The organism is Streptomyces sp. KR80 (assembly GCF_052245555.1).
Lineage (GTDB): Bacteria > Actinomycetota > Actinomycetes > Streptomycetales > Streptomycetaceae > Streptomyces.
On the sequence record NZ_JBQQCD010000010.1, the window covers coordinates 183,569 to 208,546 of the forward strand.

General features: G+C 68.3%; 23 protein-coding genes and 1 riboswitch. Of the genes, 15 read left to right on the top strand and 8 right to left on the bottom strand.

All coding sequences use genetic code 11. From position 1 onward, the window contains the following. Positions 1 to 14 precede the first annotated feature (14 nt). The 8 genes from def to ACTWQI_RS17010 all read left to right on the top strand — a co-directional run bounded on the left by def (position 15) and on the right by ACTWQI_RS17010 (position 5,634). Positions 15 to 671: a peptide deformylase gene (def, locus tag ACTWQI_RS16975; protein WP_443271276.1), complete on the top strand. Its 657-nt coding sequence runs from the start codon at positions 15 to 17 to the stop codon at positions 669 to 671. Between the two features lie 335 nt (positions 672 to 1,006). After that, positions 1,007 to 1,747 carry a hypothetical protein gene (locus ACTWQI_RS16980; protein ID WP_443271278.1) on the top strand — a complete coding sequence of 247 codons (741 nt, stop codon included), beginning with the start codon at positions 1,007 to 1,009 and terminating at the stop codon, positions 1,745 to 1,747. A gap of 217 nt (positions 1,748 to 1,964) precedes the next feature. Further along, on the top strand, positions 1,965 to 2,261 hold the full coding sequence (locus tag ACTWQI_RS16985) for a hypothetical protein (RefSeq protein ID WP_443271279.1): 297 nt from the start codon (positions 1,965 to 1,967) through the stop codon (positions 2,259 to 2,261). Positions 2,262 to 2,797: 536 nt separating this feature from the next. Beyond that, on the top strand, positions 2,798 to 3,073 hold the full coding sequence (locus ACTWQI_RS16990; RefSeq protein WP_443271280.1) for a hypothetical protein: 276 nt from the start codon (positions 2,798 to 2,800) through the stop codon (positions 3,071 to 3,073). A gap of 532 nt (positions 3,074 to 3,605) precedes the next feature. Continuing rightward, positions 3,606 to 3,878 (top strand): hypothetical protein, encoded by a 273-nt coding sequence (locus ACTWQI_RS16995; RefSeq protein ID WP_443271281.1) that lies wholly within the window; start codon positions 3,606 to 3,608, stop codon positions 3,876 to 3,878. 299 nt (positions 3,879 to 4,177) lie between these two features. Continuing rightward, the gene (locus tag ACTWQI_RS17000; RefSeq protein WP_443271282.1) at positions 4,178 to 4,462 is read left to right on the top strand and encodes a hypothetical protein; all 285 of its coding nucleotides are present in this window, start codon (positions 4,178 to 4,180) and stop codon (positions 4,460 to 4,462) included. A gap of 209 nt (positions 4,463 to 4,671) precedes the next feature. Then, positions 4,672 to 5,028, top strand: coding sequence for a hypothetical protein (locus tag ACTWQI_RS17005; RefSeq protein WP_443271283.1), 357 nt, complete (start codon positions 4,672 to 4,674; stop codon positions 5,026 to 5,028). 234 nt (positions 5,029 to 5,262) lie between these two features. Then, the gene (locus tag ACTWQI_RS17010) at positions 5,263 to 5,634 is read left to right on the top strand and encodes a hypothetical protein (RefSeq protein ID WP_443271284.1); all 372 of its coding nucleotides are present in this window, start codon (positions 5,263 to 5,265) and stop codon (positions 5,632 to 5,634) included. A 90-nt stretch (positions 5,635 to 5,724) separates the two neighbouring features. On the opposite strand, the gene ACTWQI_RS17015 is transcribed toward ACTWQI_RS17010, so the two are convergent. The 6 genes from ACTWQI_RS17015 to ACTWQI_RS17040 form a co-directional block, all read right to left on the bottom strand. Next, on the bottom strand, positions 5,725 to 6,699 hold the full coding sequence (locus tag ACTWQI_RS17015; protein WP_443271286.1) for an alpha/beta fold hydrolase: 975 nt from the start codon (positions 6,697 to 6,699) through the stop codon (positions 5,725 to 5,727). A 181-nt stretch (positions 6,700 to 6,880) separates the two neighbouring features. Further along, complete coding sequence (locus ACTWQI_RS17020) at positions 6,881 to 7,942, bottom strand: ribonucleotide-diphosphate reductase subunit beta (protein ID WP_443271357.1); 1,062 nt, start codon at positions 7,940 to 7,942, stop codon at positions 6,881 to 6,883. A 29-nt stretch (positions 7,943 to 7,971) separates the two neighbouring features. Further along, positions 7,972 to 10,446, bottom strand: coding sequence for a ribonucleoside-diphosphate reductase subunit alpha (locus tag ACTWQI_RS17025; RefSeq protein ID WP_443271288.1), 2,475 nt, complete (start codon positions 10,444 to 10,446; stop codon positions 7,972 to 7,974). A 154-nt stretch (positions 10,447 to 10,600) separates the two neighbouring features. After that, a riboswitch (cobalamin riboswitch) is annotated at positions 10,601 to 10,723 on the bottom strand. 178 nt (positions 10,724 to 10,901) lie between these two features. Further along, positions 10,902 to 11,108, bottom strand: coding sequence for a CstA-like transporter-associated (seleno)protein (locus tag ACTWQI_RS17030; RefSeq protein ID WP_443271290.1), 207 nt, complete (start codon positions 11,106 to 11,108; stop codon positions 10,902 to 10,904). After that, complete coding sequence (locus ACTWQI_RS17035) at positions 11,105 to 13,324, bottom strand: carbon starvation CstA family protein (protein ID WP_443271292.1); 2,220 nt, start codon at positions 13,322 to 13,324, stop codon at positions 11,105 to 11,107. Before ACTWQI_RS17035 ends, ACTWQI_RS17030 begins: the two co-directional genes overlap by 4 nt. A 154-nt stretch (positions 13,325 to 13,478) precedes the next feature. Further along, on the bottom strand, positions 13,479 to 14,246 hold the full coding sequence (locus ACTWQI_RS17040; protein ID WP_443271358.1) for a GntR family transcriptional regulator: 768 nt from the start codon (positions 14,244 to 14,246) through the stop codon (positions 13,479 to 13,481). Between the two features lie 310 nt (positions 14,247 to 14,556). Between ACTWQI_RS17040 and ACTWQI_RS17045 the strand changes: the two genes are divergently transcribed. From ACTWQI_RS17045 to ACTWQI_RS17070, 6 genes are all read left to right on the top strand, one after another. Next, positions 14,557 to 15,846, top strand: a complete 1,290-nt coding sequence (locus tag ACTWQI_RS17045; RefSeq protein WP_443271294.1) for an extracellular solute-binding protein — start codon at positions 14,557 to 14,559, stop codon at positions 15,844 to 15,846. 170 nt (positions 15,847 to 16,016) lie between these two features. Further along, the gene (locus ACTWQI_RS17050) at positions 16,017 to 17,000 is read left to right on the top strand and encodes a carbohydrate ABC transporter permease (protein WP_443271295.1); all 984 of its coding nucleotides are present in this window, start codon (positions 16,017 to 16,019) and stop codon (positions 16,998 to 17,000) included. After that, the gene (locus tag ACTWQI_RS17055; protein ID WP_443271297.1) at positions 16,997 to 17,845 is read left to right on the top strand and encodes a carbohydrate ABC transporter permease; all 849 of its coding nucleotides are present in this window, start codon (positions 16,997 to 16,999) and stop codon (positions 17,843 to 17,845) included. Before ACTWQI_RS17050 ends, ACTWQI_RS17055 begins: the two co-directional genes overlap by 4 nt. Before the next feature lie 60 nt (positions 17,846 to 17,905). Beyond that, entirely contained in the window at positions 17,906 to 19,423 is a 1,518-nt protein-coding gene (locus ACTWQI_RS17060) for a glycoside hydrolase family 3 protein (protein ID WP_443271359.1), read from the top strand. 44 nt (positions 19,424 to 19,467) lie between these two features. After that, entirely contained in the window at positions 19,468 to 20,538 is a 1,071-nt protein-coding gene (locus tag ACTWQI_RS17065; RefSeq protein ID WP_443271299.1) for an SIS domain-containing protein, read from the top strand. Between the two features lie 532 nt (positions 20,539 to 21,070). Next, positions 21,071 to 22,552 carry a sensor histidine kinase gene (locus ACTWQI_RS17070; protein WP_443271300.1) on the top strand — a complete coding sequence of 494 codons (1,482 nt, stop codon included), beginning with the start codon at positions 21,071 to 21,073 and terminating at the stop codon, positions 22,550 to 22,552. Between the two features lie 235 nt (positions 22,553 to 22,787). Here the strand turns inward: ACTWQI_RS17070 and ACTWQI_RS17075 are convergent, their stop codons facing one another. Beyond that, a complete protein-coding gene (locus ACTWQI_RS17075; protein WP_003983230.1) occupies positions 22,788 to 23,045 on the bottom strand; it encodes a WhiB family transcriptional regulator in 258 nt (85 codons plus the stop codon). 319 nt (positions 23,046 to 23,364) lie between these two features. Continuing rightward, positions 23,365 to 24,333, bottom strand: coding sequence for a diacylglycerol/lipid kinase family protein (locus ACTWQI_RS17080; RefSeq protein WP_443271302.1), 969 nt, complete (start codon positions 24,331 to 24,333; stop codon positions 23,365 to 23,367). A 125-nt stretch (positions 24,334 to 24,458) separates the two neighbouring features. Here ACTWQI_RS17080 and ACTWQI_RS17085 point away from each other — a divergent pair, with 125 nt between their 5' ends. After that, positions 24,459 to 24,956 (top strand): hypothetical protein, encoded by a 498-nt coding sequence (locus ACTWQI_RS17085; protein WP_443271304.1) that lies wholly within the window; start codon positions 24,459 to 24,461, stop codon positions 24,954 to 24,956. Positions 24,957 to 24,978 lie beyond the last annotated feature (22 nt).

Consider the following 24,978-nt stretch of genomic DNA (forward strand, 5'->3'; position numbering starts at 1 on the left):
GGCGTACGGCTCAGATGGCGCAGCAGGAGAGCGGGCAGCAGGTGGCGGAGGACGTGGCGAAGTCGCCGGGAGCTCCGGAGTTCCTGGACGACACAGTGGACGCCGAGGCGCGGGAGCAGACGCACCGCGAGCGTGGCACCGTCCGCCCGATCACCGTCGTCGGCAACCCGGTGCTGCACCGGCGCTGCAAGGACGTGACCGAGTTCGACGAGACGCTCGTCCAGCTCGTCGACGACATGTTCGCCAGCCAGCGGGCCGCCGAGGGCGTGGGCCTCGCCGCCAATCAGATCGGTATCGATCTGCGGGTCTTCGTGTACGACTGCCCTGACGACAACGGCGTGCGGCACGTCGGCGCGATCTGCAATCCGGTGATCGACGAGCTGCCCGCCGAGCTCCGGGTGCTGGACGACTCCAACGAGGGCTGCCTGTCCGTCCCCACCGCGTACGTCCCGCTGGCCCGGCCCGACTACGCGATCTGCCGCGGCCAGGATCTGCAGGGCAATCCGATCGTGGTCGAGGGCACGGGCTACTTCGCGCGCTGCCTGCAGCACGAGACCGACCATCTCAACGGCTACCTCTACATCGACCGGCTGTCGAAGCGCGAGCGCAAAGACGCCCTTCGTCAGATGGCCGAGGGCACCCCGCGCTACGAGACGGTCTCCAACGACTGAGTCACGGCCGCCCCCTCGAGGGCCGGCCAACTCGGGCTGCGTTGTCATGGGCACGTCTCAAGTTTCCGCGTCAATCACGCGCCACGTCAGTGCGTAATTGGCGTGAAATCCGTAGATGTCCACCGGTGACCTCCGCGGGGCGGACTGAGGGCCGTTGATTCGGCAATGTCCCTGCACTGCACCGTGGACAGTGCCTTCTGGCCCAAGATCACCGCTCGCTCGAGTGATACGACACGGCTCCTGGCATAAAACGCCGCCTTTCCCACTACTGCTAGTGTCTTCGCACTCACAAAGAGTGATCAAGACGGTGCAGACGCACGAAGGGCAAGGGTTCAATGCGCAAGCTTCATCAGGTCGCGGTCGTCGCTGCGACGGTCGGCAGTCTCGCAACCGTGGGCGCCGGTACCGCCGCTGCGGACACCCAACCCAACGGCGGCTTCAACGGTCAGCAGGGGTACCCGGGCCAGCCCCAGCCCATGCCCCAGCAGGGGTACGGTCAGGGCTATGCCCCGCACCAGCAGCCCGTGTACGGCCAGGGCTACGCCCCGCACCAGCAGTGGGGCGCCCCCCAGCAGGGGTACAACCAGGGCTACCCGCAGCAGCCGGTGTACGGGCAGGGCTACGCCCCGCACCAGCAGTGGGGCGCCCCCCAGCAGCACAACTTTGGCGCGCCGCAGTGGAACAACCAGCCGCAGCAGCAGCCGATCCCGCAGCAGCAGCCCGCGCCCCCGCAGAATCCGTTGATCCAGGGCGGCTCCCAGCAGCCCCAGCACCAGCAGGGTTACAGCGAGAGCTACGCGCCGCACCAGAACTACAACCCGCAGCAGGGGGCCAGCCAGGGCGGCCCGCAGCAGCCACAGCAGCCGCACCAGCACCCCTACGGCCCGCAGGCGCAGCCGAAGGAGGACAAGCCGGGTTCCCGGTACAACATCCTCCGTCCGGACCAGGAGTGTGACCTGCACTCGGTCGCCGAGGTCAACGTCCCGATCGGCATCCTCAGCCCCTCCGAGACCAAGAAGGGCTTCAGCTGCCAGCAGATCAACACCCCCCTGTTCGACAACAGGGGCAGCAGCTGACAGTCTCCCCGTACGGCGTACGGGGAGAGGCCCCCGAAGGGTGCACCTTCGGGGGCCTCCCGGCGTTCTATCAGCGTTCCCGCGGTTCATCGGCGCCCTCGAATTCGCCCATACGTGTTTCTTAATGGGCGAATCAGTAATTAGTCATATAATCTCCATTACTGTACGGACACGGGCTGCTACACACCGTGTCGAGTCACGGAAGTAGGAGATGGTTATGCGCAAGCTTCAGAGGGCCGCCGTTGTTGCCGCGATATCCAGCAGCCTCGGCCTCATCGGTGCGGGGACCGCTGTGGCCGACGGCTGGGGTCACCACCATGGGCACCATGGACATCACCACGGGCACATCCACCAGGACGTGAACTGCAAGACGCATTCCACCGCTGTCTCCATCCTCAACATCTCCATCGCGAATGGCCTCCTTCTCAATGGCCTGATCGGCAACGAGGGTGGCGTGGGCAACACGTCCCAGGGCAACATCGCTGTGACGTGTGCTGCCTCGGTGGGGGACTGATCTGATGAGGTGACTGGGGGGATCGGTCCCGGGTCGGAGTTCATCTCCTGGCCCGGGGCCTGTTCTCGTTTCCGGTTGATGGCCGGGTCCGACTGTCGGGCCCGGCCGCTCGTGTGCAGCGGCAGCCTTGCGGGTGCCAGGTGGTGCAAGCCGAGTCGGCTGTCACGTACAACGTCTTCCGTCCCTGCTGAGGTGTGACCATGACTCAGCCGTCGAGGTTCGTTGTCCCGGTCGGCGTTCTCGGTCCGGTCGAGGTGACGCACACGTGTTCAGCTCATCCGGGGCATCCGTCTTCGGTGTGATCGTGACTGACTGCCCGTCATGCCCCGCGTCGACGCTCAGGCAAAGGCCTCCGAAGGGTGCACCTTCGGAGGCCTTCTGGCGTTCCGTCAGTATCCGGCCATCAGCGGGCTCGACCAAATGACTGCATATGTCGTTCTTGGTGGGCGAGGTGTGCGTTAGTCATATAATCTCCATCACTGTACGGACACGGACTGTCACGCGCCGTGTCGAACTCACGGAACAGTGGAGATGCAATGCGCAAGCTTACGAAGGCAGCCCTGGTGGCCGCCACGGCCGGCAGCGTCGGCTTCATCGGTGCAGGGACCGCCGTGGCTGACGGTCCGCACGGTCACGGCGTCAAGGTCAGGCAGGCCGTGTCCTGCCGGTCGCATGACACCAATGTCTCTGTCCTCGACATCAGCCTCGCGAACGCCCTGCTCGCCAGCGGCCTGATCGGCAACGAGGGTGGCGCGGGCAACACGGACCAGAGCGAGGGCTCGGTCCAGACCTGCACCGCCCAGGCGCTCTGACCCTCTATGAGCTGACTGGGTATCGGCCCCGGGTCGGAGTTCACCTCCCACCCGGGAGTCTGTTCCTACTTCCGGTTGATGGCCGGGCCCGCCCGTCGGGCCCGGCCATTCGTGTTCAGCGGCAGCCTTAGAGGCGTCAGGTGGCGGAGCGGGGGCGGGTTTCGCCTACAGCGCCTTTTCGTCTCGCGCTGACGCGAGCCTCAGCGGTTGTCGGGTCAACGGTCGGATCCACATTCGCGGCCCGGCCGGGACGCACACGCGTTCAGTTTTGTACGGGTGCCCCGTCTTCGGGGTGAAGGCGGTTGACTTCCCGTCACCCCCACGTGGGCGGCCGGGTGAAGAGCTGCGAAGTGGGCTTCTTCAGGGGTCTTCTGGCGTTCTGTCAGCTGCCGCCCACGACCATGACGATCCACCAAATGTGTGTAAATGCGGATCTTGGCAGGCGAAGGTCATATTAGTCAGATAATCTTCATGACTGTACGGACACGGACTGTTACGCGCCGTGTCGAACTCACGGAACAGTGGAGATGTGATGCGGAAGCTTCAGAAGGTAGCCATCGTGGCTGCCATGGCCGGCACCGCCGGCTTCATCGGTGCGGGAACCGCCGCGGCTGACGGTAAGCCGGGCGTCGACATCAAGCAGTCTGTGTCGTGCCGTTCACACGACACGAACGTCAGCGTCCTCGACATCAGCGCCCTGAACGGCGCGATTCTCTCCGGCGCGATCGGCAACGAGGGTGGCGTGGGCAACACGGACCAGAGCGAGGGCTCGGTCCAGACCTGCACCGCCTCGGCGCTCGGCTGACCGCCATGAGGTGACTCGGGGTCCCCCCGGGGTGAGTCATCCGCCCCACCCCGGGGGCATGCTCCTACTTCCGGTTGATGGCCGGGCCCGCCGTTCGGGCCCGGCCATTCGCTTTCCCGTACGAAGTTGGCGCTGCTCGCGCCCACGCCGTCAGCCGAACGGGCCCCGAAGGAGGGTTGACGGGAAAGCAGATAATTCGGCGCGTCTACGGACAAAAGCCGCAAAATTATCTAATCTTCCTGACTGTCAAGGTGCGGTCCATGACGGGCCGTGTTGACCTACCGGAAGTGGGAGATGTGATGCGCAAGCTTCAGAAGGTTGCCGTCGTGGCCGCGATGGTTGGCAGCGCCGGCTTCGTCGGTGCAGGACCCGCCGCGGCTGACGACGTCAACAACGGGCCGGAGTTCGATGTCAAGCAGACCGTGAGCTGCCAAGGCCATGACACGAACACCGGCATCATCAGCAACATCGGCGTCCTGAACGGCAACATCAGCGGCCTGTTCGGCAACGAGGGCGACACGGGTAACACGACCAACAAGCAGGGTTCGACCCAGGCCTGCTGGGCGAAGGCCCTCTCCTCGTAAGGATGTGACAGGGTGTGGGTCCCGGTGCCCGAACCCAGGCGGTCGGGCCCGGGACCCTCTCCGGCCGGCGGTAGACCTCTCTGATCGGCGTATCAAAAATGGACATATCGGCGCGTCCTCGGGTAATAGCCGCGTAGGCCACTTATTTTGTGACTGTCAGGGCGCGGTCCATCGCGGGCCGTGTTGACCACACGTAAGTGGGAGATGTGATGCGCAAGCTTCAGAAGGCCGCCGTGGTGACCGCCATGGTCGGCAGTGTTGGCTTGTTCGGCTCGGGGACGGCCGTGGCCACCATGGGCGGGGGGCCGAGCGTGGCGCCGAGCATGGGGCCGGCGCCGGCGCCGGCGCCGATGTCGGCGCCCGCGCCGGCGGCGGCGGGCATCGGGACGGACATCGGCGTCGAGCAGAAGGTGAAGTGCAAGTCTCACGACACGAACGTCACCATCCTCGGCAACATCGGTGTGCTGAACGCCATTCTAGGCGGCCTCATCGGCAACGAGGGCGACACCGGCAACACGACCTCGAAGCAGGGTTCGACCCAGGCCTGCCACGCGAAGGCGCTCTGATCACAGATCAGGCGTGACCGAGAATGCGCCCCGGGCCCGGGTCCATACGGCCGGGCCCGGGGCCATTTCCTGCTACATCCTGCCGGGCTCGTGCGGGGGGACTCTCCCGCGCCGCCCGGTCGGAGGGGACGTAGGGGCAGGGTCATGAGCATCGGGACCTGATGCCTCTGCCCTCCCGCCCGGCAATCGGCCAGGGCGGTGCAACACCTGGTATCGATCCAGAGGGACAGGAATATGCTCAATCCGAAGAAGATCGCGGCAGCGGCGGGAATCCTGGTGAGTTTCACCGTGGTGAGCACCGGTGCGGCCGAGGCGCACGGCGCTATCTCGGGGCCCTGCTCGAAGAACGCCGCGGGGATCCGCTGCACGTATCAGGGGCAGGGTCAGTACACCGTGAAGGCCGGTGAGCACGTCAAGATCCGGCAGACGGCGGACTGCGGTAATGGCCATGGAAACAACGGGGGAGAGGAAGGCGACTACCAGAGCGAGATCGTCGCCCGGGGCCTCGGCGGGGCCATCATGCCGAACATCCAGCACGGGCAGGGCAACGCGGAAGAAGGCGTCATGAGCTGCTCCGTCATTGCGTTCGGCCGTTCGGCGGGCTGACTCCTTGCCGGCGCGGTGAGCTGAAACCGCCAGACGGATGGCCGGACCCCTTCGGGCCCGGCCATCCGTCGTTCTGTCAGCCGCCGTACGTCAGCGGCAGCCGGGGACCGTGGCAGGCGCGGTGCCCAGGAACTCGGCAGGGGTGCAGTACGGCAGGTCGTCGGTGGGACGGCCGGTGCAGAACCTCCCCATCATGTCCGCGAACTCCGCCATCCGCTCGACATGGACCAGGTGGTCCGACTCCTTGATGGTCAGGAACTGCGCCGCGGGCAGTGACGCCGCGACCTCGCGCCCCATCTCCGGAGTCGTCAGGACGTCGTGCTCCCCGGTGAACACCAGCGTCGGGACGGCGGGAACGGGCTCGGCCCGGTACCACTCGTGCCGCAGCAGCCGGGTGTTGTGCTCCGCCATCATCCTGAGCTCTTCCGGGGTCTGGCTCATGAACTGCCGGTAGAGCAGGCGTGCGACGGCTGCCTGCTTTCGGACGTGGCCCGCGCCCGGCGGAGCCATGAACTTGGCGACCAGCGCCTCGGCGCTCTGCGCCATCTCGCCGCGCTCGAGCATGCGCAGCCAGCGCGGCACGGACTCGGCGTAGTCGTCCGGGATCGTCATCGTCACGCCGCCCAGAGCGAGCCGTTTGACGTACTGCGGATAGTGCTGTGCGAAGCGAAGCGCGATGGCTCCCCCGAAGCAGGCGCCGAGGAGATTGACCTCCGGCACCCTGATCTCCGTCAGCATGTGGCGGACCGTGGCGGCGAGGAAATCGATGCCGTACCGCTCGGGCAGGAAATCCGACTCGCCGTATCCGGGGAGGTCCACGGTGATCAGCGAGCAGAGCGGCGCCAGCCACTTCTCGTGCCGCACCCAGGCGTACCTGTTCTGGGACGAGCCGCCGAGCAGGAGCAGCGGAACGGTCTCAGGAACGCTCTGATGGACGATCCGACAGGTGTACCTGAAGCCGCCGAACGTGAGGCTTCGCTCTTCCACCTGATCCGGTCTCAGCGGAAGCGACCCGGAACGGCCCGCGCCGGGCGATTCCTGTGCGGCGATGATGTCGGTGCGCATAAGCGGCTCCGGGGCGTGGAAGGTGACGTATCATCCCATAATTAACAAATTCTCCGATACGTTGTCCGGCATTCAGGCGTTGGTGGGCGATTCGTGGGATGACGGGGGCGGAGGCGAAGCGGCCCGCACCTCCCCCCGGGCAGGTACGGGCCGCCTCCGTGCGGCGTGCGGTGAAGCCGGATCAGAAGTCGTCGTCGAAGCCGACCGAGCCCTCGACCGCGACCTGATAGGCGGACGCCCGGCGCTCGAAGAAGTTGGTCAGTTCCTGGACGTTCTGCAACTCCATGAAGGAGAAGGGGTTCTCCGAGCCGTAGCGGGTCGGCAACCCCAGGCGGTGCAGCCTCTGGTCGGCGACGCACTGCAGGTACTCCCGCATCGATTCGGTGTTCATGCCCCGCAGACCGTCGCCGCACAGATCGCGGGCGAACTGCAACTCGGCCTCGACCGCCTCCTCCAGCATCGCCGTGACCTCCTTTCCCAGGTCCTCATCGAAGAGGTCCGGCTCCTCTTCGCGGACGGTGTCCACGACGGAGAAGGCGAAGTCCATGTGCATGGACTCATCCCGGAAGACCCAGTTCGTGCCGGTCGCCAGGCCGTGCAGCAGACCGCGCGAGCGGAACCAGTAGACGTAGGCGAAGGCGCCGTAGAAGAACAGGCCCTCGATGCACGCCGCGAAGCAGATCAGGTTGAGCAGGAAGCGTCGGCGGTCCTGCTTGGTGCGCAGCCGGTCGATCTCCTCCACCGAGTCCATCCACCGGAAGCAGAACTGGGCCTTCTCCCTGATCGAGGGGATGTTCTCGACCGCGGCGAAGGCGGCCGCGCGGTCGTCCGGGTCGGGGAGGTAGGTGTCCAGCAGCGTCAAGTAGAACTGGACGTGGACGGCCTCCTCGAAGAGCTGCCGGGAGAGATAGAGCCGGGCCTCGGGGGAGTTGATGTGCTTGTACAGGGTGAGCACCAGATTGTTGGCCACGATCGAGTCACCGGTCGCGAAGAAGGCGACCAGGCGGCCGATCAGATGCTGCTCGCCCGGGGAGAGCTTGGCGAGGTCGGCCACGTCCGAGTGGAGGTCGACCTCCTCCACGGACCAGGTGTTCTTGATCGCGTCGCGGTAGCGCTCGTAGAAGTCCGGATAGCGCATCGGACGCAGGGTCAGCTCGAATCCCGGGTCGAGAAGGTTTTTGAAGCCAGAGTTGTCGGCGCGGAGCGCCGTCGTTGAGGGGCGGTGGTCGGCGGGGTCCCCCATGCCGAAGGCCAGGGGAGGGTGGGCGCTCATTACTGGCATGCCTCGCAGGACTCGGGGTTCTCAAGGGAGCAGGCGACGGCGTCCGCAGCTTCGCTCACCTGCTGTACTGGGGGTCCCCCCGCCGCAGGCAGGGGGCGAATCGTGGGAGCGCCCGCGGCTCGGGCGATCCTCGTCGCCGGGCGGGAACGCAGGTAGTACGTCGTCTTCAGGCCCTTCTTCCAGGCATAGGCGTACATCGAGCTGAGCTTGCCGATGGTCGGCGCGGCCATGAAGAGATTCAGCGACTGGCTCTGGTCGAGGTACGGCGTACGGGCCGCCGCCATGTCGATCAGTGTCCGCTGCGGGATCTCCCAGGCCGTCCGGTACAGCCGCCGTACGTCCTCGGGGATCCAGGTCAGCTCCTGGACCGAGCCATTGGACTCCCGCAGGGCTTCCCGAGTCTGCGCATCCCAGCCGCCGAGCCGCTTCAGCTCCTCCACCAGATAGGAGTTGACTTGGAGGAACTCGCCGGACAGCGTCTCGCGCTTGAAGAGGTTGGAGACCTGCGGCTCGATGCACTCGTACACGCCCGCGATCGAGGCGATCGTCGCCGTCGGCGCGATGGCCAGCAGCAGCGAGTTGCGCATGCCGGTGGCGGCGATACGGGCGCGCAGCGCGTCCCACCGCTCCGGCCAGTACGACTCGGCGGCGGCGCCGTCGAAGTGGTCCGGGTGCAGCACGCCGCGCGAGGCCCGGGTCGAGGACCAGGCCGGGTGCGGGCCGTGCCGCTCGGCGAGGTCGCAGGAGGCTTCGTACGCCGCCAGCATGATGCGCTCGGCGATCCGCGTGGAGAGCTCTGCCGCCTCGGGGGAGTCGAAGGGCAGCTTCAGCTGGAAGAAGACGTCCTGGAGGCCCATCACGCCGAGCCCCACCGGCCGCCAGCGCTCATTCGACGCCGCGGCCTGCTCGGTGGGGTAGAAGTTGATGTCCACGACCCGGTCGAGGAAGGTCACGGCCGTACGGACCGTGACGTCCAGCCGCTCCCAGTCCATCGCGTCCGCCCCGTCGCGGACGTCCTTACGCACGTGGGCGGCGAGGTTGACGGAGCCGAGGTTGCACACGGCGGTCTCGCCGTCGTTGGTGACCTCGAGGATCTCGGTGCAGAGATTGGAGGAGTGGATGACCTTGCCGGGCTCGGCGGTCTGGTTGGCGGTGCGGTTCGCCGCGTCCTTGAACGTCATCCAGCCGTTGCCGGTCTGGGCGAGGGTGCGCATCATGCGTGCGTAGAGCTGGCGGGCCGGGAGCCGCTTCCGCGCCAGGCCCGCGGCCTCCGCCGCTCGGTAGGCGGCATCGAACTCCTCGCCCCATAGGTCGACGAGGTGCGGGACGTCCGCCGGAGAGAACAGGGACCATTCGGCGTCCGCGTCGACGCGGCGCATGAACTCGTCGGGGATCCAGTGCGCGAGGTTCAGGTTGTGGGTGCGGCGCGCATCCTCACCGGTGTTGTCGCGCAGCTCCAGGAACTCCTCCACATCCGCGTGCCAGGTCTCCAGATAGACGCAGGCCGCGCCCTTGCGCCGGCCGCCCTGGTTGACCGCGGCGACCGAGGCGTCGAGGGTGCGCAGGAACGGCACGATGCCGTTGGAGTGCCCGTTCGTGCCGCGGATGAGCGAACCGCGGGCCCGGACGCGGCTGTACGGCAGGCCGATGCCGCCCGCGTGCTTCGACAGCCGAGCGACCTGGTGGTAGCGGTCGTAGATCGAGTCGAGCTCGTCCAGGGGGGAGTCCAGCAGATAGCAGGAGGACATCTGCGGGTGCCGGGTACCGGAGTTGAAGAGGGTGGGGGAGCTGGGCAGGTAGTCGAGGCGGCTCATCAGCCGGTAGAGCGCGGCCACCTCGTCGACCGCACGGTCACTGTGGTCCTCCGCGAGCCCGCAGGCCACGCGCAGCATGAAGTGCTGTGGCGTCTCGATGACGTGACGGGTGGTGGGGTGGCGCAGCAGATAGCGGCTGTGGAGCGTGCGCAGCCCGAAGTAGCCGAAGCGGTCGTCGGCCCCGTCGGCGAGCGCGATCTCGACGAGGGTGTCGAGCCGAGTGGCGTGGGTGCGGACGAACTGCGCGGTGCCATCGGCGATCAGGCCTTCGCGGTGGCCGACCTCGACCGAGGCGGAGCAGGAGACTCCGCCCTGACCTGCGGCCTCGTCCGCGATGGTACGGGTGAGCAGGCGCGCCGCGAGCCGCGAGTACTCGGGGTCCTCGGAGATCAGACCGGCCGCCGCCTCGGTTGCCAGCTCCCGCAACCCGGCCTCGTCGGAACCAGCGTGGCGGCCGCGGAGGGCCGCGGCGGCGACCCGGCCCGGCTCGGCATGGGGCAGGTCGGCGGTGAGTTCGGTCAGGGTGCGCAGCAAGGCGGCGCCGGGTCCGTCGGTGGTGGCTGGGTTCTCGGTGACCACGGCGGGCTCAGTGACTGCGGCGGGCTGGGCGACGGACTCGCGTGACGCAGGGTCTGCGGGCGCGATGGTCACGTGGTGCTCTCCCTCGATCGGCTGGGGGCCGCACGAGGGGGGTGCGCGACGGGCGCATACGGGCGTGGATCACCCGGGCAGGGCGAGCGGCACACCGCGCAGCGTCCACCGGCCCAACCCGCGAGGCCCGGACGACTCGTCACCCGGCTCGGTCGAGCCGGGCACACCGTCGGCAGGTCCTCGGACTTGGGAATGCGCATACGCGCATGACTACACCGTTGCGGGACAGTTCCGGATTCGCACCGGATTCCCCTGCGACGACAGCGAGCACGAGCATACATCTTGTGCTGCGTGCCGTGCCCACCCCTATATCTTGTGTCGTAGGTCAAATGCGCTGGGGCGCCGGGGGCGTTGGGTCACGCGCCGGTGCCCGCTCCACGAAACCATCGGGCCGCCGCCCAAGGACTCGGGGCGGCGGCCCGTATGCCGCACGGACGCGGCGTCGCCGAGCGCGTTCAGCAGCAGCGGAAGCCCTCGCGCGGATCGGCCTCCCGGGCGTCGGTGCGCTGTCGCTCGAAGTCGCGCCGGCTCAGCACCTCTGCCTCGGGGTCGTGGGCCCGGGCGTGGGCGACGTACCGGCCGTACGTCGCCTCGCCGGACGCCTCGCGCCAGAACCAGCGGATGCGGCCGGCGATCTTCCGGACGCCCTGCAGGGTCCTCACGGCTGGGGCTCCCGCTCCCGGCCCGCGTCCCCTTCGCCGGCCACGGCACCGGTTCCCGCGCCGACTCCCGCGCCCACCAGCTCCGCCTTCTCCTCCTTGGTCGGGAAGAGCCCGGCGGGGGCCACGATCTTCGACTCCTCGTACGGGGCTTCGTGGAGCGTGACGCTCTGCGGGTTGCGGATCGCCCGGTAGCAGACCCGGCCGGCGTCGGCGATCACCACGACGATAAGGATCGCGAAGAGCGCGGCGAGCACCCCGTCCACGGTGGCGTTGGTGACGACGGTGTGCATGTCGTCCATGCTCTTGGCAGGGGGCAGCACCTTTCCCGCCTCGATGCCCTCTTCGAAGATGGACCGCTGCTGGAAGAAGCCGACCCGGGGGTCGTCGGAGAAGATCTTCTGCCAGCTGGCGGTGAGCGTGACCGCGGCGTCCCAGGCCAGCGGAACCGCCGTGACCCAGGCCCACTTGATCCGCCCGGACTTCACGAGCAGTGTCGTGCAGACCGCCAGTGCGACCGCGGCCAGCAGCTGGTTGGCGATGCCGAAGAGCGGGAAGAGCTGGTTGATGCCGCCCAGCGGGTCGTGCACACCGACCCACAGGAAGTAGCCCCAGCCGCCGACCACGACGGCGCTGGCGAACCATACTCCCGGCTTCCAGCTGACCTGGCGGAACGGCTTGTAGACGTTGCCGAGCATGTCCTGGAGCATGAAGCGCCCGACCCGGGTGCCCGCGTCCAGCGTGGTGAGAATGAACAGCGCCTCGAACATGATCGCGAAGTGGTACCAGAACGCCTTGAGCGAAGCGCCGCCGACCACCGCGGAGAAGATCTCCGACATGCCGAGCGCGAAGGTCGGCGCACCGCCGGTCCTGGAGAGCAGACTCTGCTCCTCGACCGACTTCGCCGCTGCCGCCAACTCCTCGGGGGAGATGGTGAATCCGAGGTTCGCGACCGCCTGTGAGGCCGACTCGACCGTGCCACCGATCACGCCCGCGGGGGAGTTGACCGCGAAGAACAGGCCGGGGTCGATGATGCAAGCCGTGATCATCGCCATGACGGCGACGAACGACTCGGTCAGCATGGCGCCGTAACCGACCATCCGGATCTGCGTCTCCTTCTGGATCATCTTCGGGGTGGTGCCCGAGGAGACCAGGGAGTGGAAGCCGGAGAGGGCGCCACAGGCGATGGTGATGAAGACGAACGGAAAGAGGGACCCGGCGAAGACCGGTCCGTCACCGCGCGTGGCGAACTCGGTCACCGCGTCCATCTTCAGCGTCGGCGCGGCGAGGAGCACGCCCAGGGCCAGCAGGGCAATCGTCCCCACCTTCATGAAGGTGGACAGATAGTCGCGCGGCGCCAGCAGCATCCAGACCGGGAGGACGGAGGCCAGGAAACCGTACGCGGCCATCCAGATGACCAGGGTGCCCGGCTCCAACGTGAAGGTGTCGGCGAGCGAGGACTCGGCGACCCAGCCGCCCGCGACGATGGCGAGCAGGAGCAGCGCCACGCCGATGGCGGAGACCTCGGTGACCCGGCCGGGCCGCAATACGCGCAGATAGAAGCCCATGAAGAAGGCGATCGGGATGGTCATGCCGATGGAGAAGACACCCCACGGCGAATGCGCCAGCGCGTTGACGATGACCAGCGCCAGCACGGCCAGCAGGATGATCATGATCGCGAAGACCGCGATCAGGGCGGCGGCACCCCCGAACGGCCCGATCTCGTCGCGGGCCATCTGACCGAGCGAACGGCCGTTGCGGCGCATGGAGAAGAACAGCGTCACCATGTCCTGCACGGCACCGGCGAAGATCACCCCCACGATGATCCAGATGGTGCCGGGCAGATACCCCATCTGCGCGGCGAGGACCGGACCGACCAGGGGACCCGCCCCCGCGACCGCCGCGAAGTGATGCCCGAACAGCACCCGTCGGTCCGTCGGATGGAAGTCGACGCCGTTGTTGAGCCGTTCAGCGGGCGTGGCTCGGGTCTTGTCGACCTTGAGGACGCGGTGCGCGATGAAGCGCGCGTAGAACCGGTACGCGATGGCGTACGAGCCGAGGGCGGCGGCGACCATCCAGGCGGCCGACACCTCCTCGCCCCGGGAGAGGGCCAGTACGCTCCAGCCGGCCGCGCCGATCAGGGCGACGAGGGCCCAGATCGCGACCGTTTTCGGGGAGAGGCTGCGCTGGGCGTCTCTGGCTGGCGCTGGCTCTGACATGGCGAAGTCTCCCGTCCCTGGCGCTGATCCGTGCATAACGCGCTGGAAATCTAGGTCAACGCTTCGCCAGTCGTCACTACCCGTCCGCATACCGGTACGGACACGGTTGTGAAACCCCCAGGTCAGCCAGGGGGGATCAGGCCCGCGGGGACGGTCACTCCTGGGGTCGCTGGAGCCGTGCGACGAACTTGTAGCGATCTCCGCGGTAGACGGAGCGCACCCATTCCACCGGATTGCCGTCCGCGTCGAGCGAGTGCCGGGACAGCATCAGCATCGGCAGCCCGACGTCGGTGCCCAGCAGCCCGGCCTCGCGCGGTGTGGCCAGGGAGGTCTCGATGGTCTCCTCGGCTTCTGCCAGGTGGACGTCGTAAACCTCGGCGAGGGCTGTGTAGAGGGAGGTGTACTTGACCAGGCTGCGGCGAAGGGCGGGAAAGCGCTTTGCCGACAAATGTGTTGTCTCGATCGCCATCGGCTCACCGCTCGCCAGCCGCAGCCGCTCGATGCGCAGCACCCGCCCGCCGGTCGCGATGTCGAGCAGACCCGCCAGCCGGTCGTCGGCCGTGATGTAGCCGATGTCCAGGAGCTGGGAGGTCGGTTCGAGGCCCTGCGCCAGCATGTCCTCGGTGTACGAGGTGAGTTGCAGCGCTTGGGAGACCTTGGGCTTCGCCACGAACGTGCCCTTGCCCTGGATCCGCTCCAGCCGACCCTCGACCACCAGCTCCTGAAGGGCCTGGCGCACGGTCGTACGGGATGTGTCGAACTCGGCGGCGAGGGTGCGCTCCGGCGGGACCGGAGTCCCCGGTGGCATGGTCTCGGTCATTTCCAGCAAGTGTCTCTTGAGCCGGTAGTACTTGGGCACGCGTGCGGTCCGCGCCCCCAGAGCGCCGTTGCCGTTCTCCGCGGCGTCCTCGTCGGTCTCCATGGCCAGCCTTCCCGACTGCTGTCGTGCTGCCGTCACCGGCTCCTCCGTCTGTAGCAGCTCACATCGTGGCACGGTCCGGCCTCGCTCAGTGCGCGCCTCCCACCCAGGTGTCGGTCCGATAACGGACTCGACAGCGATTCTTATACACCCTTGACACCTATATAGGTCTAGGCCAAGCTGCGGGTCACTGGTCTAAACCACTAGATGACCACGTCCCAGAGCCACAGACGGTGCGCGCCCGTGAACGAGTCCCCTGTGACTCAGCGGACTCCGGGGTGGGGGTTTCTGGCATCCCTTTAAGGAGGGTGACGTGAAGCGCAAGCTGATTGCGGCGGTCGGCGTCGCGGCTATGGTCGCAGGCGTCGCGGCATGCGGTTCCGGCGGTGGGGGCAATGCGAACAAGGACCCCAAGGAGCGTACCGGCGACCTGAAGGTCTGGCTCATGGTCGACGCTCAGACGGCGTGGCCCGAGCTGGTCAAGGAGGTCAACGCCGAGTTCAAGAAGAAGTACCCGAAGGTCAACGTCAAGGTCGACTACCAGCAGTGGCCGAACAAGGTCCAGAAGCTGGACGCCGCACTCAGCGGCAAGGGCGCCCCCGATGTCGTGGAGCTCGGCAACACCGAGACCATGCAGTACATCCTCAACGGCGCGCTCGCCGAGATCGACCCGAAGCAATACGACAACTCCGACAGCTGGATCAAGGGTCTGGTCGACACCTGCTCCAGTGAGGGCAAGATGTACTGCGTCCCGTACTACGCGGGTGCGCGCGTCGGCATCTACAACGAGGACATGTTCAAGGCGGCCGGCGTGAAGGCGGCCCCGACGACCGAGGACGAGCTCACCGCGGCCCTCGACAAGCTCGAGCAGAAGTACGGCTCCGACAAGAGCTTCTCGTCCTTCTTCATGCCGGGCCGCTACTGGTACGCGGCGATGTCCTACGTCACGGCGTACGGCGGATCCATCGCCACCGAGGACGGCGGCAAGTGGAAGGCGAACCTCTCCTCGCCCGAGTCCGTCAAGGGCATCGAGCACTGGGCGAACCTCGTCGAGAAGTACTACGGCGGTGACAAGACCAAGGACGAGGCCGACCAGTCCGCGGTGATGGCCCAGAAGAAGTCCGCGGTGATGTACGGCAACGGCTGGGAGGCCGGCGTCGTCTTCGACAAGAAGGCCGGCGACCCCAAGCTCGAAGGCAAGATCAAGACCTTCGCCTTCCCCGGTCCTCAGGGCAAGACGCTGCCGTCCTTCATCGGAGGCTCCGACCTGGCCATCACGCAGCGCTCCGAGAACCAGGACCTCGCTGCCGACTGGATCAAGATGTTCACCAGCGAGAAGTCCCAGGACGTGCTCGTCGGCAAGAACACCCTGCCGAACAACACCAAGCAGCTCGAGACGTTGAAGAGCAAGCCGGAGACGGCCGCGTCCGCCAACGCCGTCGAGGGCGCCTGGTTCACTCCGATCGCACCCGGCTGGGCGTCCATCGAGAAGAAGCAGATCCTCCAGCAGATGCTCGTCGATGTGGCGACCGGCAAGAAGTCGGCCAAGGAAGCGGCCAAGGCCGCGGACGCCGAGGTCGACGCCATCATCAACAACGGCTGATCGTCCCGTACGCCGAGTGAGCCGAAGGGCGCGCGCACCCGCGCGCGCCCGGAGGCGAGCGACGGCCAACACCGCGCACACGCAACCTGCCACGCACCGCGGGAGGGGCCGACCGGCGCCCAGGCTCCGGGCTCCGTGCCGGCCCCTCCCACCCAGCGAGGAGAACCCTCATGACCACCGCCGAGGCGCAGGCAGCCGCGCCCAAGACGGACGCCGCCAGGTCATCTGCAGACCGGCCGCGGGAGCCCCGGAAGGCAGGCCGCCGCCCCCGGCGCACCCCCCTGCCGTACGCCCTGATCGCCCCCGCCGTCGTCGGGCTCGGCGCGGTCCTCGGCTGGCCGATGATCCACATGATCATCCTCTCCTTCCAGGACATGCGCAGGAACAACCTCTGGGGGAACCTGCCGGCGGCCTGGGTGGGCCTCGAGCAGTACACGCGCATCCTGGGTGACTCCCACTTCTGGGTGGTGGCCGCCCGTTCCGCGCTCTTCGTCGTCGTCTGCGTGCTGCTCAGCATCGGGCTCGGGCTGTTGATGGCGATGCTGATGCAGCGGATCTCCACCTGGGTCCGGCTGCTGATCATCGCGGCGCTGGTCGCCGCCTGGTCGATCCCCCGGCTGGTGGCGACCTCCATCTTCCGCTGGCTGTTCGACTCCGACTACGGCTTCGCCAACTCCCTGCTGAGCGCTGCCGGTCTGGACTACCGCGGCCACAACTGGTTCGTGAACCCCTGGTCCGGCTTCGGCGTGATCGTCCTCGTCGTCGTCTGGGGTGCCCTGCCCTTCATCGCCATCACCCTCTACGCGGCCCTCACCCAGGTCCCTCAGGAGCTGGAGGAGGCGGCGAGGATGGACGGCGCCCAGGGCTTCGGCATCTTCCGGCACGTCACCCTGCCCGTCATCAAGCCGGTGCTGACCATGGTCACCACCCTCTCCGTCATCTGGGACTTCGCCGTCTTCGAGCAGGTGTGGCTGATGCGCGGCGCCCATGTGGAAGCGGAGTACGAACTGTTGGGCCTGTACGCCTTCAACGCGGCCTTCACCGGAAACTCCTTCAGCCAAGGCGCGGCCATCGCGCTGATCACCATGCTCCTGCTGCTCGGGATCTCGCTGTTCTACCTGCGTCAGATGCTGAAGATCGGAGAGGACGAGTGAGTATTTCCGCCGTCCGCACCCGCCGCCGGGTGACGAAGTCCGGATACAACCTTCTCGGGCTGCTCACCTTCGCAGTCATGGCCTTCCCGGTGTACTGGCTGGTCAAGGGGGCATTCAGTCCGCAGAAGGACCTGTACTCCTACGATCTGAGGCTGTGGCCCAGCGAGGCTACGCTGCGGGGCTTCCGCACCGCGGTGAACTCGCCCACCTTCTGGGACAACCTCCAGGCCAGCGTCATCGTCGGCATCTGCACGGTCACCATTGCGATCGCCATCGGCCTGCTCGCCGCGTACGCCATCGCCCGCTTCGGCTTCTACGGGCGCAAGGGCCTGATGGTCGCGCTGCTCGCGGTCCAGATGGTCCCGCAGACCGCGCTGATCATCCCGCTCTACATCCAGCTCAACGCCTTCGACGGAGTCGACCAGCTCTGGGGCGTCGTGCTCGTCTACATGAGTTTCATCCTGCCCTACACCGTGTGGATGCTCCGCGGCTTCATCGTCAACATCCCCAAGGAGCTGGAGGAGTCGGCGATGGTGGACGGCTGCAGCAGGATGGGCGCCTTCCGCAAGGTGATCTTCCCGCTGGTCGCCCCGGGACTCGTGGCGACCTCCATCTACGCCCTGATCCAGGCGTGGAACGAGTACGTCCTCGCCTACGTGCTCCTCTCCAGCAACGACAAGCAGACCTTGCCCATCTGGCTGGTGAGTTTCGCAACCTCGCGCGGCGTCGACTACGGCGCCCAGATGGCCGGCGCGACGCTCATCGCGCTGCCTGTGGTGATCTTCTTCCTGATCGTGCAGCGCAAGGTCGCTGCCGGCCTCACCTCCGGTGCAGTGAAGGGGTAGCACGCCCTCATGACGTCCCTCGCAGACGGCGGCACGGCCTCCTCGGGGAAGCCTGGATCCATGGCCACCGGCAGCCTCGCCCGCGATGCCCTCGCCGTCCTTCAACCCGGATTCACTGGCACCAGCGCTCCCGATTGGCTCCTTCGCCGTCTCGGTGAAGGTCTGTCCGCGGTCGGGTTGTTCGGCCGGAACATCTCCTCGCCGGAGCAGCTCGCCGAGCTCACCAGGCAGTTGAGGGCCGAGCGCGGTGATGTGCTCGTCGCGATCGACGAGGAGGGCGGGGACGTCACCCGGCTTGAGGTCCGGACCGGCTCGTCCTTCCCCGGCAGCCTGGCCCTCGGGGCCGTCGACGACCCGAAGCTGACCCGGGATGTCGCCCGCGAGCTGGGCCGCCGGCTCACCGAGTGCGGGGTGAACCTCAACTGGGCTCCCTCCGCGGACGTCAACTCCAACCCCGACAACCCGGTCATCGGAGTTCGTTCCTTCGGCGCCGAACCGGACCTCGTGGCCCGGCACACCGCCGCGTACATCGAGGGTCTCCAGGACGCCGGAGTGGCCGCCTGCACCAAGCACTTCCCGGGGCACGGCGACACGAACGTCGACTCGCACCACGACCTGCCGCACATCGACGCCGATCTCGACACCCTTTGTTCGCGGGAACTCGTGCCCTTCCGGGCCGCCGTCGAGGCGGGCACCAAGGCCGTAATGAGCGCGCACATCCTGCTGCCTTCCCTCGACCCCTCCTCTCCCGTGACGCTCAGCCGGTCCGCCCTGGGGGGCCTGCTGAGAGCCTCGGTCACCGAAGGAGGCCTCGGCTTCGAGGGGCTGATCGTCACCGACGGCATGGAGATGCGGGCGATCTCGGCGATCTATGGCATCGAGCGCGGCAGTGTGCTGGCCATCGCCGCTGGAGCCGACGCGATCTGTGTCGGCGGGGGACTGGCCGACGAGGACACGGTGTTGCGGCTGCGCGACGCCCTCGTACGAGCCGTGCACCAGGGCGAGCTTGACGAGGAACGGCTCGCCGACGCAGCCGCCCGCGTCCGGGCGCTGGCCGCATGGACGGTCGAGGCGGGAGCCGGGGAGACCGCACCGGCGCCCGAGGTGGGCCTGACAGCCGCCCGCCGGGCCTTGAGGGTGACGGCCCCCGGCGCGTACCAGCCGATCGACGCGCCCCCCTACGTCGTCGCCTTCACCCCGGTCGCCAACATCGCCGTGGGCCACGAGACTCCCTGGGGCGTGGCGGCCGAGCTGGCCCGGCTGCTGCCCGGCACCGAGACCGGTGCGTACGGCAGCGCGGATGCGGCGGAGAACGGGCCGGCCGCGGTGATCGCGAGTGTGCTCCGCGACGCGGCTGACCGTAGGATCGTCGCAGTGGTACGCGACGTCCACCGGCACTCCTGGATGGCCGACGCACTGGAATCCCTGACCTCTGCCCGGCCGGACACGGTCGTCGTCGAGATGGGGGTGCCCCATGCGCCGCCGACCGGAGCGCTGCACATCGCGACTCATGGCGCCGCCCGCGTCTGCGGACGGGCCGCCGCGGAGGTCATCACCGGCAAAGGCGCCGGTCGTTGACGGCCGTGGACAGCACAGCACACAGCACACTGGAGGCACCCAGCATGTCCGCCACGACTCCGGCCCAGCATGACGAGCGGCCGGGCCGGATCATGTCCGGCGAGATGGCCGAGCAGCCCGCGGTCTTGAGCAGGCTGCTCGACGAGGGGGCGCCGAGGATCCGGGAGGTGGCGGAGCAGATCGCGGCCCGGATGCCCCGCTTCGTCCTGCTCACCGCCCGCGGGACCTCCGACAACGCGGCGCTGTACGCGAAGTACCTGCTGGAGATCCTGCTGGGCAAGCCGTGCGGTCTGACCTCCATGTCCACCACGACGGCGTACGACGCCAAGCCCGACCTCACCGACGTCCTGGTCATCACGGTCAGCCAGTCCGGCGGTTCCCCGGACCTGGTGGCCTCCACCCAGGCGGCCCGTGACGCCGGGGCGATCACGCTCGCGGTCACCAACAACGCGAACTCCCCGCTCGCCGCGGTCTCCGAGTTCCACATCGACGTCCTCGCCGGCCCCGAGAAGGCGCTCCCGGCGACCAAGACCTACACCGCCGAGCTGCTGGCCCTCTACCTCTTCGTCGAGGGCCTGCGTGGTGGCGACGGCTCCGCCGCCAAGGCCCTGCCGGAGCTCGCACAGCGGATCCTCGACCGCCAGGACGAGGTCAGGGCGCTGGCCGGCCGCTACCGCTTCGCCGAGCGCATGGTCCTCACCTCCCGCGGCTACGGCTACCCGACGGCCAAAGAGGCCGCGCTGAAGCTGATGGAGACCAGTTACATCCCCGCGCTCTCCTACTCCGGTGCGGACCTCCTGCACGGCCCGCTCGCGATGGTCGACAACGTCTCGCCGGTCATCGCGATCGTGACCGAGGGCAAGGGCGGCCAGGCGCTGCAGCCGGTCCTCGACCGGCTGCGGGCCCGCGGCGCGGACCTGGTCGTCATCGGCAGCAGGGTCGAGGTGGACAAGGCCTCCGCGGGCTTCGCACTGCCGACCGAAGGCGTGGCCGAGGAGGTCCAGCCGATCCTGGAGATCATCCCGCTGCAGATGTTGGCGTACGAGGTCACCATCGCGCGCGGCCAGGATCCGGACGCCCCGCGCGCTCTGGCGAAGGTCACTGAGACGCACTGACCCCCGGACCACGATCGCCCCCGTGAGACTACGCGGCCGCATTCGACCCGGTCGCGGGCCCCGGACCTTCCGATGGCCCCTGCCCCCGTCGAGCGGGGGTCATCGGTCGTACGGTCACCCCATCGCTGATGTCTCCGGGCTCGCCCACTCCACCGAGCAGTGATGCCGCCGAGGGCCCCGGTCCTCGCCTCCGCAGCGCCGCGCGACGTCGTCCGGCCGTAGAAACACCCGCGGGCCGCGGCGCCGGGACAGGACCCTCAACCTGTCCGGCACCGCAGCCCGGAGCTGATGTCGGCCGCCCGAGGCCGCGAGGTGTGCGGTGCCCCGCGGACGGTCCGGCCGACCACACGGGGGCGCGGCGCAGTCAGGGCAGAGAGCGCCACACGCCCCCTTCCACCCTCCTGTGCGGGGAGGACGGAGGCTTCACGATTCGATTGTGGACTAGACCATTATGGTCTGTCTACGTCTTCGGCGAGCATTCAACAGGCATTCAACCAGTCCCGCCACCGGTAGGCTCGCACATGTGCCCTCCATGAACGACCTTGTACGCCAGCACACCGCTCTCACCGAATCGGACCTCGAGTGGCTGCACCTGCTGGTTTCGGAGTGGCAACTGCTCTCTGATCTCTCCTTCGCCGACCTCGTGCTGTGGGTGCCCACCCGAGACGGCACCCGCTATGTCTCCGTCGCACAGATGCGGCCGAACACCGGCCCGACGTCCTACCAGGACGACATGGTCGGCCACCTCGTTCCCCGCGGCCGCCGCCCGATGCTCGACACCGCCCTCGACGAGGGCCGGATCGTACGAGAGGGAGACCCGGAGTGGCGTGAGGAGGTCCCGGTCCGGGTTGAGTCGATCCCCGTACGCCGCGAGGGCCGCGTCCTCGGCGTCATCGCGCGCAACACCAATCTTCTGACCGTACGGACCCCCAGCAGGCTCGAGCTCACCTACCTCCAGAGCGCCTCCGACCTCGCCCAGATGATCGCCGCGGGCGCCTTTCCCTTCCCCGGCCAGCAGGTCGACATGGACGCCTCGCCGCGCGTCGGCGACGGGCTGATCCGGCTCGACGCGGACGGGATAGTCCAGTACGCCAGCCCCAATGCCCTCTCCGCCTACCACCGCCTCGGTCTCGCCGTCGACCTCGTCGGCCACCACCTCGGCCAGACCACCGCCGAACTCGCCCCGTCCCGCGGCCCCGTCGACGAGGCGCTGGTCAAGCTCGCCAGCGGTTGGGCGCCGCGGGAGACCGAGGTGGAGGGCAACGGGGGGGTCATTCAGCTGCGTGCCATCCCTCTCAAGCCCAAGGGCACCCGGATCGGCTCCCTGATCCTGCTGCGCGACGTCACCGAGCTGCGCCGCCGCGAACGCGAGCTGATCACCAAGGACGCCACCATCCGGGAGATCCACCACCGGGTGAAGAACAACCTGCAGACCGTCGCGGCCCTGCTGCGCCTCCAGGCCCGCCGGATGGACAGCGCCGCCGCGGGAGGCAGCGCCCGTGAGGCGCTCGAGGAGGCGGTGCGCAGAGTCGGATCGATCGCGATCGTGCACGAGACGCTGTCCCAGAACCTGGACGAGCGCGTCGAGTTCGACGACATCGCCGACCGGGTGCTGGCCATGGTCGCGGAGATCTCACCGGGCCGGGTCACCGGGCGCCGTACGGGCCGCTTCGGGGTCCTGGACGCCGAGGTGGCGACTCCGCTGTCGATGGTGCTCACCGAAGTGCTGCAGAACGCGCTGGAGCACGGCTTCGGCCCGGGCGAGCAGGGCACCGTGGAGGTGTCGGCCGTCCGCAGCGGGTCGCGTGGCGAGGGCCGGCTGCTGGTGACGGTGCAGGACGACGGGCGCGGCCTGCCGGAGGGGTTCGACCCGCAGCGCACCGGCAACCTCGGCCTGCAGATCGTCCGGACCTTGGTGGAGGGCGAGTTGGGCGGGACGTTCGACATGCTTGCCGCGCCGGAGCGGGGTACGCGCGTGGTCCTGGACATCCCGGTGCGCGCGGAGAAGCGCTGAACTGAGTTGACACCGAGTCAGACCGCAATGAGAACTGCCCAGTCGGGGCTCGACATACGACGGGGCGAGCACAGCAGTGAGCCCCGGACCATCCGGTTCGGGGCTCACTGCTCATGTGCTGCGGAACCCCCAGGCGAAGCTCTGGGGGAGCATCAGGGTACTGCGCGCTGCGGCTCGGGGGCGGGAGGTGCGCACACGCCGTACGCGCCGCCCTGGCACAGGGGCTGGGGCTGGGTCAGGCGCTGGCGTTCCGCGCCCGGTTGCGAGCGGCGCGGCGCTTCATCGCGCGGCGCTCGTCCTCGCTGAGGCCACCCCACACACCGGAGTCCTGGCCGGACTCCAGCGCCCACTGCAGACACTGCTCCATCACGGGGCAGCGCCGGCAGACGGCCTTGGCTTCCTCGATCTGCAGCAGCGCAGGACCGGTGTTGCCGATGGGGAAGAAGAGCTCGGGGTCTTCCTCGCGGCAAACGGCGCGGTGACGCCAGTCCATGGCTGCTCCATCTCCTTGTATTACCAGCTGGTTGCTTGTGAATGTGAACGCTTTCACGAGTCCCCTCACAAGGGAAGGGGCCGTCGTCCAGTTGCCTGGTGCGGTCCCACTGGGAATGAGGAGGGGGCTCCGGCTCTCAAGGGGGCCGTGTTGCGGGCCGTCCCGATCGCCATGAAGAGACTCGCAAACCTCGGCGGCGGATACAACCCCTTCTGGAAAGTTTTTTTTGATTCCTTGGTGTCGTCTCGGTCACAGCCGTACTTCCAGTGGGTGGAGGCTGGCCTAAACGTTCGAGTGAAAGGAGTTTCGCCCGTTCCGCTCACACAATCACACGCAGTGCTCGGCGTACGCCTGTGAACCTGACGCTCTTACGCAGCCCCAGGTGGTCACCGTCCATCTGAAAAGGCAGCGGCACCTGGGAATGCAAGGTGAAGTCCGTCAGGTCGTGCAGCGACACGGCGTGCTTGCCCCGGGGTCCGCGGTCGGGGGAAGAGGTCAGCAACTGGGTCGCGTAGCGGGCCACGGCAGGGGCCGAGAGCCGGGTGAGGCCGAGCACGTCCAAGGCCGTATCGAAGGAGGCCGCGGGGGAGGCGTAGACCGGGCGATTGCCCAGGTAGGTCCAGGGAGCGGTGTTGCAGACTATCGACAGCACCAGGTCCCGGACGGGGTCCTCGCCGGGGCGCTCCAGGGTGATCGTGCCGTGCCTGCGGTGCGCCTCGTTCACGAACTGCCGCACCGCCTGTCGTACGTACAAGGCGTGGGTCGATCGCTTGCCGCGCTCCCTGTGCTGTTCGACGCGGCCCACCACGCCCGCGTCGAAGCCGAAGCCGGCGCAGAAGGTGAACCAGCGGGCGGGCACCTCTTCGTCCTCCGTGCCCGGTGTGCCGGACGCCAGGCCAAGCCCGACCGTCCGCTCGGTGCGCGCGTGCAGGGCATCGAGCAGCGCGCCGGTCGCCTCGACGGCGTCGTTGGGCAGCCCGAGAGCCCGGGCGAAGACGTTCGTCGAACCGCCGGGGACCACGGCCAGCCGCGGCAGTGCCTCGGGCGCCGGGCCTTGGTGCAGCAGCCCGTTGACGACCTCGTTGACTGTCCCGTCCCCGCCGAGCGCGACGACCAGCTCGGTCTCACCGCCCGCGGCCGCCTGGCGGGCGAGGTCGCGGGCGTGCCCGCGGTACTCGGTCGTCGCGACCTCCAGCTTCAAGTCGCTCGCGAGCGCGTGGATGAGCACGTCCCGGGTGCGGGCACTAGTGGTGGTGGCTGCCGGATTGACCACGAGGAGCGCGCGCATGCGCAGCAGCCTACCTACCCCCTGGTACGCGGCCCACCCCCACCGGTTGTGAGGCTGCCTTTCCGACGGGAGCCCGGGGGACGAGGCACGCCGGGCACCCGCTCCGCGCGGACTAGTCTGCTGGCGTGAGCAGCAAGCAGCACGCCGAGAACCCCGAGAACGCCGAGCGCGCCGGGAAGGCCGGGAACGCCGAGACCACGGCCGCCGACAGCACCGCCCCTGCCGGACCACGCCCCGCCCGGCTGACCGCCGCCGCCGCGCTGGCCGCGGTGGAGGGCGCGGCTCTTGCCGCCTTCGGGGCCTACGTGCTCGTCATGGGCCTGACCGGTGATCCGGACAGCCCGCGGCAGGCCGAAACGGGCGGGCTGACGCTGCTCGTGCTCGCCGCGCTGCCGCTCGCCGCCGCCCGTGGGCTGCTGCTCCGGCGCCGCTGGAGCCGGGGCCCCGCGCTGATCGTCCAGATCATGGCCGTGCCCGTCGCCTGGACGCTGATCAGCACGGGGGGAGGGATGATCGCCGCAGGGGTGGCGCTCGCCGTCACGGCGGCGGCCGTGCTGGCGCTGCTGGTGAATCCGACCGCCACCGAGGCTCTCGGCATCGGCCCCCGCGACACATCCTCCTGAGCCCGACCGCGGCGGAGGGGCT

Excerpts from the sequence above, each read along its gene's own strand:
- def (WP_443271276.1), top strand. The coding sequence starts at position 15 with ATGGCGCAGCAGGAGAGCGGGCAGCAGGTGGCGGAGGACGTGGCGAAG.
- ACTWQI_RS16980 (WP_443271278.1), top strand. The coding sequence starts at position 1,007 with ATGCGCAAGCTTCATCAGGTCGCGGTCGTCGCTGCGACGGTCGGCAGT.
- ACTWQI_RS16985 (WP_443271279.1), top strand. The coding sequence starts at position 1,965 with ATGCGCAAGCTTCAGAGGGCCGCCGTTGTTGCCGCGATATCCAGCAGC.
- ACTWQI_RS16990 (WP_443271280.1), top strand. The coding sequence starts at position 2,798 with ATGCGCAAGCTTACGAAGGCAGCCCTGGTGGCCGCCACGGCCGGCAGC.
- ACTWQI_RS16995 (WP_443271281.1), top strand. The coding sequence starts at position 3,606 with ATGCGGAAGCTTCAGAAGGTAGCCATCGTGGCTGCCATGGCCGGCACC.
- ACTWQI_RS17000 (WP_443271282.1), top strand. The coding sequence starts at position 4,178 with ATGCGCAAGCTTCAGAAGGTTGCCGTCGTGGCCGCGATGGTTGGCAGC.
- ACTWQI_RS17005 (WP_443271283.1), top strand. The coding sequence starts at position 4,672 with ATGCGCAAGCTTCAGAAGGCCGCCGTGGTGACCGCCATGGTCGGCAGT.
- ACTWQI_RS17010 (WP_443271284.1), top strand. The coding sequence starts at position 5,263 with ATGCTCAATCCGAAGAAGATCGCGGCAGCGGCGGGAATCCTGGTGAGT.
- ACTWQI_RS17015 (WP_443271286.1), bottom strand. The coding sequence starts at position 6,699 with ATGCGCACCGACATCATCGCCGCACAGGAATCGCCCGGCGCGGGCCGT.
- ACTWQI_RS17020 (WP_443271357.1), bottom strand. The coding sequence starts at position 7,942 with ATGGGGGACCCCGCCGACCACCGCCCCTCAACGACGGCGCTCCGCGCC.
- ACTWQI_RS17035 (WP_443271292.1), bottom strand. The coding sequence starts at position 13,324 with ATGTCAGAGCCAGCGCCAGCCAGAGACGCCCAGCGCAGCCTCTCCCCG.
- ACTWQI_RS17040 (WP_443271358.1), bottom strand. The coding sequence starts at position 14,246 with ATGGAGACCGACGAGGACGCCGCGGAGAACGGCAACGGCGCTCTGGGG.
- ACTWQI_RS17050 (WP_443271295.1), top strand. The coding sequence starts at position 16,017 with ATGACCACCGCCGAGGCGCAGGCAGCCGCGCCCAAGACGGACGCCGCC.
- ACTWQI_RS17060 (WP_443271359.1), top strand. The coding sequence starts at position 17,906 with ATGGCCACCGGCAGCCTCGCCCGCGATGCCCTCGCCGTCCTTCAACCC.
- ACTWQI_RS17065 (WP_443271299.1), top strand. The coding sequence starts at position 19,468 with ATGTCCGCCACGACTCCGGCCCAGCATGACGAGCGGCCGGGCCGGATC.
- ACTWQI_RS17070 (WP_443271300.1), top strand. The coding sequence starts at position 21,071 with ATGAACGACCTTGTACGCCAGCACACCGCTCTCACCGAATCGGACCTC.
- ACTWQI_RS17075 (WP_003983230.1), bottom strand. The coding sequence starts at position 23,045 with ATGGACTGGCGTCACCGCGCCGTTTGCCGCGAGGAAGACCCCGAGCTC.
- ACTWQI_RS17080 (WP_443271302.1), bottom strand. The coding sequence starts at position 24,333 with ATGCGCGCGCTCCTCGTGGTCAATCCGGCAGCCACCACCACTAGTGCC.